The 10,711-nt window shown below is 47.1% G+C and carries 18 protein-coding genes; all 18 read left to right on the top strand.

Annotation, left to right across the window (positions count from 1 at the left end; all coding sequences use genetic code 11):
• A partial coding sequence (locus RYL27_RS08925) for a DDE-type integrase/transposase/recombinase (protein ID WP_314966667.1) occupies window positions 1–519 on the top strand: 519 nt, incomplete at its 5' end.
• Between the two features lie 138 nt (window positions 520–657).
• The gene (locus tag RYL27_RS08920) at window positions 658–882 is read left to right on the top strand and encodes a helix-turn-helix domain-containing protein (RefSeq protein ID WP_314966665.1); all 225 of its coding nucleotides are present in this window, start codon (window positions 658–660) and stop codon (window positions 880–882) included.
• The gene (locus RYL27_RS08915) at window positions 879–1,472 is read left to right on the top strand and encodes a TMEM175 family protein (protein ID WP_314966663.1); all 594 of its coding nucleotides are present in this window, start codon (window positions 879–881) and stop codon (window positions 1,470–1,472) included. Before RYL27_RS08920 ends, RYL27_RS08915 begins: the two co-directional genes overlap by 4 nt.
• Entirely contained in the window at window positions 1,462–2,352 is an 891-nt protein-coding gene (locus RYL27_RS08910; RefSeq protein ID WP_314966662.1) for a LysR family transcriptional regulator, read from the top strand. The genes RYL27_RS08915 and RYL27_RS08910 overlap by 11 nt, the downstream gene beginning before the upstream one ends.
• A 119-nt stretch (window positions 2,353–2,471) precedes the next feature.
• Window positions 2,472–3,359, top strand: coding sequence for an aldo/keto reductase (locus tag RYL27_RS08905; RefSeq protein ID WP_314966659.1), 888 nt, complete (start codon window positions 2,472–2,474; stop codon window positions 3,357–3,359).
• A gap of 42 nt (window positions 3,360–3,401) precedes the next feature.
• Window positions 3,402–3,779 (top strand): flavodoxin, encoded by a 378-nt coding sequence (locus tag RYL27_RS08900; protein ID WP_442945756.1) that lies wholly within the window; start codon window positions 3,402–3,404, stop codon window positions 3,777–3,779.
• A gap of 86 nt (window positions 3,780–3,865) precedes the next feature.
• A complete protein-coding gene (locus RYL27_RS08895; RefSeq protein ID WP_314966655.1) occupies window positions 3,866–4,417 on the top strand; it encodes a flavodoxin in 552 nt (183 codons plus the stop codon).
• A 29-nt stretch (window positions 4,418–4,446) separates the two neighbouring features.
• On the top strand, window positions 4,447–5,094 hold the full coding sequence (locus tag RYL27_RS08890; protein ID WP_314966653.1) for a prolyl oligopeptidase family serine peptidase: 648 nt from the start codon (window positions 4,447–4,449) through the stop codon (window positions 5,092–5,094).
• Window positions 5,082–5,204 carry a hypothetical protein gene (locus RYL27_RS08885; protein ID WP_314966652.1) on the top strand — a complete coding sequence of 41 codons (123 nt, stop codon included), beginning with the start codon at window positions 5,082–5,084 and terminating at the stop codon, window positions 5,202–5,204. Before RYL27_RS08890 ends, RYL27_RS08885 begins: the two co-directional genes overlap by 13 nt.
• 21 nt (window positions 5,205–5,225) lie before the next feature.
• Window positions 5,226–5,909 (top strand): DUF4405 domain-containing protein, encoded by a 684-nt coding sequence (locus RYL27_RS08880; protein ID WP_314966650.1) that lies wholly within the window; start codon window positions 5,226–5,228, stop codon window positions 5,907–5,909.
• A gap of 46 nt (window positions 5,910–5,955) precedes the next feature.
• The gene (locus RYL27_RS08875) at window positions 5,956–6,543 is read left to right on the top strand and encodes an alpha/beta hydrolase (protein ID WP_314966649.1); all 588 of its coding nucleotides are present in this window, start codon (window positions 5,956–5,958) and stop codon (window positions 6,541–6,543) included.
• A gap of 18 nt (window positions 6,544–6,561) precedes the next feature.
• On the top strand, window positions 6,562–7,602 hold the full coding sequence (locus RYL27_RS08870; RefSeq protein WP_314966647.1) for an alpha/beta hydrolase: 1,041 nt from the start codon (window positions 6,562–6,564) through the stop codon (window positions 7,600–7,602).
• 40 nt (window positions 7,603–7,642) lie between these two features.
• Entirely contained in the window at window positions 7,643–7,831 is a 189-nt protein-coding gene (locus RYL27_RS11435; protein WP_331667063.1) for a hypothetical protein, read from the top strand.
• 101 nt (window positions 7,832–7,932) lie between these two features.
• The gene (locus tag RYL27_RS11430; RefSeq protein ID WP_331667062.1) at window positions 7,933–8,289 is read left to right on the top strand and encodes a hypothetical protein; all 357 of its coding nucleotides are present in this window, start codon (window positions 7,933–7,935) and stop codon (window positions 8,287–8,289) included.
• 11 nt (window positions 8,290–8,300) lie between these two features.
• Window positions 8,301–9,290 (top strand): aldo/keto reductase, encoded by a 990-nt coding sequence (locus tag RYL27_RS08860; protein WP_314966646.1) that lies wholly within the window; start codon window positions 8,301–8,303, stop codon window positions 9,288–9,290.
• Between the two features lie 15 nt (window positions 9,291–9,305).
• On the top strand, window positions 9,306–9,752 hold the full coding sequence (locus tag RYL27_RS08855) for a flavodoxin family protein (protein WP_314966644.1): 447 nt from the start codon (window positions 9,306–9,308) through the stop codon (window positions 9,750–9,752).
• 24 nt (window positions 9,753–9,776) lie between these two features.
• Complete coding sequence (locus RYL27_RS08850; RefSeq protein ID WP_314966642.1) at window positions 9,777–10,088, top strand: transcriptional regulator; 312 nt, start codon at window positions 9,777–9,779, stop codon at window positions 10,086–10,088.
• A 69-nt stretch (window positions 10,089–10,157) separates the two neighbouring features.
• Window positions 10,158–10,711 (top strand): 8-oxo-dGTP diphosphatase (locus tag RYL27_RS08845; RefSeq protein WP_314966641.1); only part of this gene is annotated, 554 nt, incomplete at its 3' end.

The raw sequence follows: 10,711 nt of genomic DNA, 5'->3' as shown, positions 1-10,711 counted from the left end.
GAGAAGGTACAAGTGGATATAAAATATGTTCCCCGGAAATGTATCGAGGAAAACCCGAATGAGACGCAGTACTATCAGATTACAGCCATTGATGAATATTCAAGGAAACGAGTGGCGGCTATAGTTGATGAAAAAAGCGTTACCCATACGAGTGAGTTCTTGTTAACGTTGGAATCCAAGATGGGATTTAAGATAAGCACGATACAAACAGATAATGGCAGAGAGTTTACGAATATGGGAAGCAGTGAACGAATCTGTCAGTTTGATGTGGTGGCGAAGTGGCTAAAGATAGAGCATAAAACGACCCGACCATTCTCACCGTGGCAAAACGGCAAGGTTGAGCGTAGCCACAGAAGAGCCGGAGAGAGCTTTTATCATCGTAGCTTTAGAACAATAGAAGTACTTTGCAAGGCTCATAAACGGTATATTAGCCGTTATAACAACATCGTACAACGAACACTTGGATTTAAATCACCCAATGATTTGGTGACAGAATTCTTCTTAGCTCATTCTGCATGAGTCATTGTCACAAATGTCTTGATACACTACAGTGTTCACAGGCTCTTTTTTTTGCTTGATGATAGAAATGTTCATGAATTTATAATATAATAAAATATCCAATTAGTGAAATAAGATTGCACGAAATGGAGCTAAGATATGATTAAGAACAATCTTGAGATCGATGTAAAAGTAAAATGTCTGGAAGAAGGTGTCACACAGGCACAGCTGGCGCAGATGGTTGGCACCTCCGCACCGTATGTTAGTAGGCTGATAAACAAGAAAGAGGGCATCATCAATAAGGTCTTTGTGGATATGCTCGACAAGCTGGGCTACGACATCCAGCTTGTCTATGTGAAGAGGAAAGGGGCTACTGAAGAATGAGCAAAGAAAGACTCAGCGCATTTATGGATGCGATATTGGCGATCATCATGACAATATTGGTGCTGGAACTGAAGAAACCGGAGGCAGCTGACTGGGCATCGTTTTGGGCACTCAGGTCGCATTTCTTCTCCTATACGATTTCCTTCTTCTGGCTTGGCGCCATGTGGGTGAATATGCATAACCATTGGCACAGGATCAAGAAGATAGACAACAAGGTGATCTGGTGGAGCATCATCATGCTGTTTTTTGCCTCTTTCTTCCCGTATGTGACAGACTTTGTGAGTGACCACTTCACAAGCCTTTTTGCACAGATGTTTTACAGCACGGTGGTGATATGTGTTTCACTATCCAACATGGCGCTTGCGCGAGCGGTCACAAGGGCTAATGGCTCGACGAGCGCGTTGGACTATAGTAACCGGAAAATCGTTGCGGCTGACCTGAGCATTAAGGCAATTGGCATTGTTCTTGCGATCTTTGTTTATCCGCCGATTAACATGTTTGCAGTTATTCTGGCAGGGTGTGAGGTGACCTTCCTTCCACATATAGTGAATCGAAAAAACAAGAAACTAGGTGAGATCGATGCTGTATGATCCACATCTGGATTTATTCCTGCAGGTGGCGGAGCTTGGGAGCTTCTCCAAAGCGGCCGAAGCCGGGTACATAACGCCGTCTGCGGTCATCAAGCAGATAAATCTCTTAGAGGTTGAACTTGGCGTTAGTCTTTTTGAAAGAACACACAGAGGGTTAAAGCTGACAAAAGCCGGTGAATCCTTAAAGAAGGATGCGCCGGAACTGATCAGGATGAGCCGTGAAGCCGCATCAAGAGCCATCTCTTCCATGAAGAGTGACGGACACATTATCCGCATCGGCACGTCGCCTATGACACCTGCGGAAGTACTTGTGGAACTATGGCCGAAACTGTCCGAGATCTTGCCGGAGCTGAAATTCCAGCTTGTACCTTTCGATAATACGCCTGAGAATGCCCGGATGATCCTGAAAAATCTCGGCGAAACCATCGATGTAGTCGCGGGTCTGTTCGATGAGGAACTGTTAAAGTACCGCGAATGTAATGGCATTGAACTGACCCGGGACCAGCTATGCGTGGCTTTTTCGGTCAATCATCCTCTTGCACAGAAAAAACGCCTGACAATCAAAGATCTGTATGGGCAGGAACTAATGATGCTCTCCCCGGGCAGTATGGGCAGCATGGATGCACTGCGTAAATACCTTGTCGCCAATCATCCGCAGGTAAAAATCGTAGATTTTCCGCTCTATAGCACAGGTGTTTTCAATGAATGTGAGAACGACGGCAGGCTTCTTATTACTACTGAGCGATGGAAAACAGTACACCCACTCCTAAAGACTGTCCGCATGGGCTGGAAGCATGATATGCCATACGGTTTGATGTACTCCAGAACCCCGGATAAAAAAGTGAAACAATTCCTAAAAGCATTAGAAGAGATCGTTTAAGTTTATACCTTTTGGTATAAACTTCGTTCCAAAGAGAGACTTCTGGTTGAGGTCTCTTTTTCTTATACTTAAAACAGGGTTAAGGAATAAACCGCTATTTTTGACAGGAGGACTTTACGATGGAATATGTAACACTTTCTAATGGAATCAAGATGCCGATCTTAGGCTATGGCGTATATCAGGTGACAAAGGATGAGTGCGAAAGATGCGTACTGGATGCGCTGAAAGCAGGATACCGCAGCCTTGATACGGCTCAGAGTTATTTTAATGAAGAAGAGGTCGGTGCGGCAATCGAGAAGTCCGGCGTTCCCCGTGAGGAAATATTCCTGACCACCAAGGTGTGGGTGGAGCATTACGGGTATGATGCCTGCAAAAGGTCTGTAGAAGAATCTCTGAAGAAACTGAAAACCGATTATATTGACCTGATGCTTTTGCATCAGCCTTTTTCGGATTACTACGGCGCATGGCATGCCCTTGAGGATCTGTATGAGGAAGGCGTGCTTCGTGCTATTGGCGTTTCCAACTTCTATCCCGACAGACTGGTAGACATCGCGTCTTTCGCCCGTATCGCTCCGATGGTGAATCAGGTGGAAACCCATCCGCATAATCAGCAGACAGAAGCTAAAAAGTGGATGGATAAGTATCAGATCCAGCACGAGGCATGGGCTCCGTTCGGTGAGGGCAAGAATGGTCTGTTTGAGGATCCGACGCTTGCAGAGATCGGTGCGAAATACGGAAAGACCACGGCGCAGGTCATCCTTCGCTGGCATATCCAGAGAAATACGGTGGTGATTCCGAAGTCCACGCATTATGAGCGTATGATTCAGAACATCAATGTGTTTGACTTTTCCCTTACTGATGAGGATATGGCGAAGATCGCCTCGCTTGATAAGGAACAGAGCTCTTTCTTCTCACACTATGACCCTAACATGGTGGAGTGGTTTGTGAAGACGGTCGAGGAGCGTAAGACCAAGCATAGGAGCGAGGAGGAGAAAAAGGCATGGTAAAAAAATAAAAGAAGTTTCTTCGCTGTAATTCTCGCATTCGTAATGCTCATTGCGCTGACAGCGTGCGAAAGTTCCGGTAAGACTGAATCGGATGGTATAAACGACCAGACGGTAAGTGTGCAGTCTGAAACGGAACAGATGTCAGAGTACGATACCATATTCTTTGGTTTTCCGGTTTGGTGGTACGATTTTCCGATGCCTATGTGGACATTCCTTGAAAACTTCGATTTCTCCAGCAAGACGATTATTCCGTTTTTCTCTCACGAAGGAAGTTCAAATGGGGCGAATGCTCTGCCGACAGTAGAACGTTTGGCCACCGGTGCGACCGTCAGATCTGATGATGCCTTATCGATGCGCGGTGGCAATGTGGACGGCTCGGAAAATGATGTCCGTATGTGGGTTCAGGGTTTGGATTACTGAGATGCGTATGCCCTGATATGCCAGGGAGGTTAAAAATGAGAAAAATATGGCCTGTTCTATTAGCCATCGTAATGATGCTTACATTGGTGGCGTGTGGAACTTCAAACAATAACAATTCGGAATCTGCCAGAAAAAGCGAAACGAAATTTACCGGAAAAGCAATTGTGGTTTATTATTCCGGCTCCGGCAATACGAAGAGAGTTGCAGATTTTGTTGCAGACGAATTGAAAGCTGACACCTTTGAGATTGTTCCTGTCGATTCTTACTCCGATGATGACCTGAACTGGAGAGACCGTTCAAGCCGGGTAAATAAGGAGCATGACGACACCTCACTTCAAGATATCAAATTGGTTTCTACAGATGTGCCAAACTGGGACGAGTATGATGTGGTGCTGTTCGGTTACCCCATCTGGTGGCGCGAGGCTTCTTGGGTGGTAAACAACTTTATTAAAAACAACGATTTCACCGGGAAAACAGTGATTCCCTTCTGCACTTCCACAAGTTCAGGCCTGGGAGACAGCGGAACCAATCTGGAAAAGATGGCAGGAACCGGTACTTGGATGGAAGGTATACGCTTCAATGAAAAGCCGAGCGAGGATAGCGTCAGAGAATGGGTACGAGGGCTTGACTTGAAATAACTGACTCCGTGCAGACCGGCGTCATCGGCATGGAGAACGAAATCCCGGCGCCGACAGAAATCGACTTCGGAGACGAGTATATTCGAGGCTTTCTCTTCGACAATGTACTGCACAGTGAAAATGACGGAGATATCCATTTCGGGCTGTACATGCCGGAGAGCTACGACGGCTCCGAATCATATGCGCTGTTCGTGACTTTGCCTGGTTACGGAGGATTGTATTTCCAAGGCGTCGGCGCGAATATCCAGACGGAAGATTACGGAACCCTCGCACAGAAATATAACGGGAGAATGATCATCGCCGCTCCGCAGATGAATGACTGGAAAGAAACATCTGCGAGACAGACAGTTGTACTTACCAGATACCTGATAGGGCATTATAACATTGACTCCGAGAAGGTTTATCTTAACGGCTATTCCGGCGGAGGCGAGACCGGGTCCCTGGTCATGGAGATGGCACCGGAGCTTTACACGGCATTCCTGCACTGCTCCTCACAATGGGACGGCGATCTTACGCCTTTGGCAGAGGCAATGACGCCTGTGTATATGGTTACCGGTGAAAGCGATAGCTATTACGGCAGTTCCTCCGTTAGGGAACCTATGAAAAGCTCGTACAGATCTACCGGGGCAAAGGCCTTACCGATGAGCAGATTGAAAAGCTGGTCGTGCTGGATTTAAAAGATCAGACCTGGTTTGATGAGAGGGGCATTCGAGATCAGCATGGAGGCGGAGGATACTTTGCCCGCGAAGAGGACATCATGAACTGGCTCTTTGGAGGACATGAGTAATAAATGCTGAAAAGGAAATCAATGATGAAGAAGCTGCGAATGACAATAGATATCGCGATGACTGTTGTGCTCATCGGGCTGATGGCATATTCGCTGATCGGTGAGTTGACGCACGAAATCCTCGGAACTGTGATGATTGTGTTGTTTGTCGTTCATCATATTCTGAATCGCAGATGGTTCGACGGACTTCTAAAAGGCAAGTACCGAGCTTTCCGTATATTTCAGACAGTCCTGGTACTTCTAATGATTGTTTCGGTTTTTGCGTCTGCGGTCAGCGGGATCGTCCTGTCACAGCATTTGTACAAGTTCCTGAACCTCAGTCAGGAAGCTTCTATTGCCCGGAGCGTACACATGGTATGCGCGTACCTGAACTACATCCTGATGTCGCTTCATCTGGGATTGCATTGGAATATGATGCTCGGTGCGATGCAAAAAGGCAAAGACAGGGAAAAAACAACTGGTTGGATACTGCGAGTTGGTGCGATCGCCATAGCGACATACGGCGTATATGCGCTCATCCGGAGGCAGATTGGAGAGTATCTGTTTTTACAGACACATTTTCTGTTCTTAGACCCTACGGAACCGATCATCTTTTTCTTCATGGATTACATGGCGATTATGGGACTGTTCGTTTTCTGCGGACATTATCTTGGAAAAGCATTAAAGTGGTTTGACAGCCACCTAATTATTAAATCAAAACAATAACAGGAGGTACACTGTCGTATTCGTAAACAAGGAACTGAACACAAGGATGGCGGGACTGCTTCGTTTGCCGGATGGCGTGGATAAGGATTGTATCGGCGGACTTGGTATCTGTGGCTCCGGCTCCTATATGTCTGTCGCAGGCGTCAAGGAACCTCGTATCAAGGCGGTTACAGCTATTGTTCCTGCGATTTCCGATATTTCCACCTCCCCGATGATGGGCTTCTTTAAGCCGGAAGAGGAAGTAAGGGCTGCCAAGGAAGCCTATGACAAGGACGAAGGCGGGCTGGTGTATCTGAACTTCATGCCCAGAGCCTTTGACGAGGGCGCAGCATATTATTACAGCGCAAGAGAACATCCCCGCTGGTCAAATCAGGTCGTTGCATGGAGCCAGCTGGAGCTGGTGAAGTACAATGTCACCAATATCATGAAGGATATGCAGAAACCTTACTGCGTGATTACGGCGGAAAATGCATGGTCAAAGCCATCCTCTGAAGAAATTTTCAATGCCGTTCCCACAGATACAAAGGAAATGTATGTAATCCCAGAAGCAAGCCACTTTGATATGTACGATCTGGCTCCGGTTGTCTCCGAAGCATTTGAGTATATTATTCCATTCTTCGGAAAGAACCTGTAAGAAAGTGAGGACAGGCACATGAAGAGAGTATTGGCTTTGATATTCATGATGGTTTTAGCTGTCAGTTTCTCTTTCTGTGCCGACTCTTCACAGGATGTGGAGGTTGTTCCGAGACTGAATGAGGATGTACAGACAGATGAAGCGTCCCTTATGCCTGACACAGAGAAGGAAACAGAGGAACAATCTATGACAGAATACTATACAACGAATACAAAAATTGAAGATGTGATAAACGATCCCGTTTTTGGCGATTGCGGCAGATTGATTTTTCCGGTGGACTCCGGCTATTATGGCGGTAGCACACTCGGCAATCTGTCGCTTACCTGGTACAACTACATAGATTCCGATAAGACAGTGGAGATCTGCAATTACATGAGAAATCAGGCGGAAAACGGGGACACCATCTTTTATGACATTTATACGGAAGAGGAAAAGGCTGCAGATCCGGCGAAAAGAGATACGGGTTTGTTCTTCTTTAAGGGAAATCCCGGCACAAAGTTCGCTATCGTAAACGCCGGCGGCGGTTTTGCCTACGTTGGTGCGATGCACGACAGCTTTCCCCACGCGTTGGAACTTTCCAAGATGGAATACAATGCCTTTGCGCTGATTTATCGTCCTGGCGCACAGACGGCCTGCGAGGATCTTTCGAGAGCGATCGCCTTTATCTCCCGGCATACAGATGAACTTCAGGTTGATACGGATGGCTACTCTCTTTGGGGCGGATCGGCAGGCGGAAGAATGGCAGACTGGGTAGGAACATACGGTACGGAGTATTTCGGAGAGAAAGCCTATCCGCATCCTGCGGCTGTCATCGTAAATTACACCGGACTTTCGGAAGTGACAGGCTACGAGCCACCGACTTACAGCGCCGTAGGGACAAGCGACGGTATCGCAAGCTGGCGGACGATGAAATCAAGACTGGACACCATGTCTAAGATGGGCATTTCCACGGAGTTCCATTCCTACGACGGGCTGCCACATGGATTCGGACTTGGAACAGGAACTGTTGCCGAGGGATGGATCGATGATGCCGTGGCATTTTGGGAAGACCAGATGTGACACAGAAGAAAGCGAGGAATTCTATAGAGGAATTCTATATATGAAAAAGCAAACAGCAGGCAGAGAACATTTGGGAGAACTGGCTCCTAAATTCGCCGAATTAAATGACGACGTCCTTTTTGGAGAAGTATGGTCGCGGGAATCACAGCTGTCGCTCCGTGACTGCAGTATGATCACGATCACGGCACTCTTTTCCGCAGGGCTGTACCCGCAGCTGAAAAGCATCTGATCCTTGGCAAGGAGCATGGCGTGACAAAGGAAGAAGCAATCGAAATTGCTACACAGCTGGCATTTTACTGTGGGTGGCCGAAGGCCTGGAGTACCTTCCCGATGATCGCAGAGGTCTGGGGAGAGGAAGATACGAAGCCGAACCTTGCATTCCCCATCGGTGAGCCGGGGGCATTTCGCACATCATTCTATGATTCCCTGCATGGGGCGAGTCTGGCGATTTCCGACTATACGTCGTCTGTAGGTTCGATGCGCCTTGAAAATATGGTAAATAATCATGACCAGAAGGGCGATCCTGATAAGGCCGGAAAACTGATCGTGGAGTTGGTATCGTCAGGGAATCTTCCAAAGAGACTGCCTCTCGGCAGTGACGCAGTACGGATTATCCGGGATGAGCTTAAGAGCCGCCTTGCAGAAGTGGAGAAAACAGAAAGCTACAGCATAACAACAGATTATTGATGGAGGTATTTATGAAGAACAGAATCTTAGGAAAAGACCTGGAGGTGTCGCCTATTGGTCTGGGTTGCATGGGATTTTCCCACGCATACGGAACTGCAACAGATGAGGACACAGCCATTAACGCGATTCGGCAGGCTGTGGAAATGGGCTATACCTTCTTTGATACGGCTGAATGTTATATCGGTGAAAAGGCAGATGGGAGTATCAGCTACAACAACGAGGAGTTGGTAGGAAAGGCGCTTGCTCCATATCGGAATCAGGTAAAAGTTGCCACAAAGTGCGGCGTTAAGCATGAGAACCGCCAACTTGTCCTGGACTCACACCCGGAAACGATAAAAGCATCCATCGAAGGCAGCTTAAAACGGCTTGGTATGGATCACGTAGATTTGTACTATCAGCACCGCATCGATCCGAATGTAGAGCCGGAAGAAGTGGCGGTCGTCATGTCTGGCCTGATAAAAGAAGGCAAAATACTTCACTGGGGAATTTCCGAGGCAAATGAGGAATATCTTCGAAGGGCACATGAAGTATGTCCTGTGACCTGCATTCAAAACCGGTATTCCATGATGGCAAGATGGCATGAGAACCTCTTCCCGGTTCTGGAAGAACTGAATATCGGATATGTGGCCTTTTCTCCGCTTGCCAACGGCATTCTGTCCGATGCCTTTGCAAAGGGTGAGCAGTTTGATAAAGCGGATTATCGCAGTGCTATGCCGCAGTATTCTGATGAGGCGTTTGAACAGAACAGAGAACTTCTTTCGCTGATCAGAAATCTTGCGGAAGAAAAGAACGCTACACCTGCGCAGATTTCCTTGTCATGGATGCTCTGCAAGAAGCCTTATATCGTTCCGATCCCCGGTTCGAGAAAAGTAGAGCGCATCAGAGAAAATCTTGGTGCGGTGGAGATCACCCTGACAGCGGAAGAGGTCATAAGCATTGATGAAAAACTGAATCACATGGAGATGTCGGCAGTATTCGGCGGCTCTCCTGTGAGGAAATAATGGAGGAAACGAAAAATGAGTATTTTGTTTATCAACGCAAGTCCGAATAAGAACGGCAACACGGCAAAGCTGGCGAAGGAACTGCTTACCGGAAAAGAGTACACAACCTTAAATCTCATCGACTATAAAATCTATTCCTATGGTCAGGAATATCCGGATGACCAGTTTAATGAAGTTATTGATGCGATCCGCAAGGCGGATACCGTGGTCATAGGTTCGCCACTGTACTGGCATAACATCTGCGGTTTAATGAGGAATTTCCTTGACCGTTGCTACGGACCGATCGGACAGGGCGAGTTTGGCGGAAAGAATCTGTATTTCATCATGCAGGGTGCCTCACCGGAGAAATGGCAGCTTGAAGCATGTGAGTTTACCATGTCCCGTTTTGCCGGCTTGTATGGTTTTGCTTATAAGGGCATGGTAACGAATTCGCAGGAAGCAAAGAAAATAAATATGGATTAATCGGTGGGCGGGGGTGATGTCGATATGAAAGAAAACATTATCACTCCTGCTTGCCCTTGTGGTTCTTTGCACTCTTACGGCCTGCAGCAAGCAGGAGACTGTGACATCTTCAGCTACTATTGCGGCAAGGTTGTCGGCGGCATTTATGATGACCGCTTCCTTGTGAAGCCCACGAAGTCTGCTGTGGCAATGATGCCAGATGCAGATATGGAACTGCCGTATGACGGGGCAAAGGAAATGTTGCTCGTTGACGATGTGGACAATAAGGAATTTCTGAGGGAACTGCTGGAAGCGATGTATGACGAACTTCCTGTTCCGAAGAAAAAGAAGAAGTGAGGAAGTCAAATAAGCAGAACAGAAAATGTCGAATTGACAGTGCTATGTCTCATCACAGATGGGGACAAAATGCTACTTCAGAATAGAACGAAAAACGACTGGCAGGGGTATACACTTCCCGGCGGCCATGTGGAACCGGGAGAATCTTTTGTCGATGCGGTGATCCGTGAAATGGAAGAAGAAACGGGGCTGGACATAAAGAATCCGCAACTTGTAGGCGTGAAGCAATTTCCAATTAAAAACGGACGGTATGTTGTTCTTCTATTCAAGGCAATCGATTATTGCGGAAATGTCGTGTCTTCGGATGAGGGGCAGATGGAATGGGTGGAAAGCAATCGTTTGTCAGAGATAAATACGGTCGATGATTTTGGGGACTTGATGCAAGTAATAAACGATCCGGCTCTGACGGAATTTCAGTACTTGGTCTATGGCGAGACAGTAGGTCTTGTTAAGGACGGGAAATCGTGCGGGTATGTGAACTTGACGCCGGTCCGTGAAGATGAGGGACGTGTTAAAGACTGTATTATTACACGCTTCGGTATGTCATCAAGAGATGCGATGTTTGATGGAGTAAAAATAGACGACAGATATATTGCGAGCCTATCTCTCGACGAGTTGAAGAA

The sequence above is a fragment of the Oribacterium sinus genome (genome assembly GCF_963537195.1).
In the GTDB taxonomy this organism is placed as follows: Bacteria; Bacillota; Clostridia; order Lachnospirales; family Lachnospiraceae; genus Oribacterium; species Oribacterium sinus_A.
The sequence above is the reverse complement of the archived record's forward strand: the minus strand, read 5'-3'. Positions and strand labels throughout refer to the sequence as shown.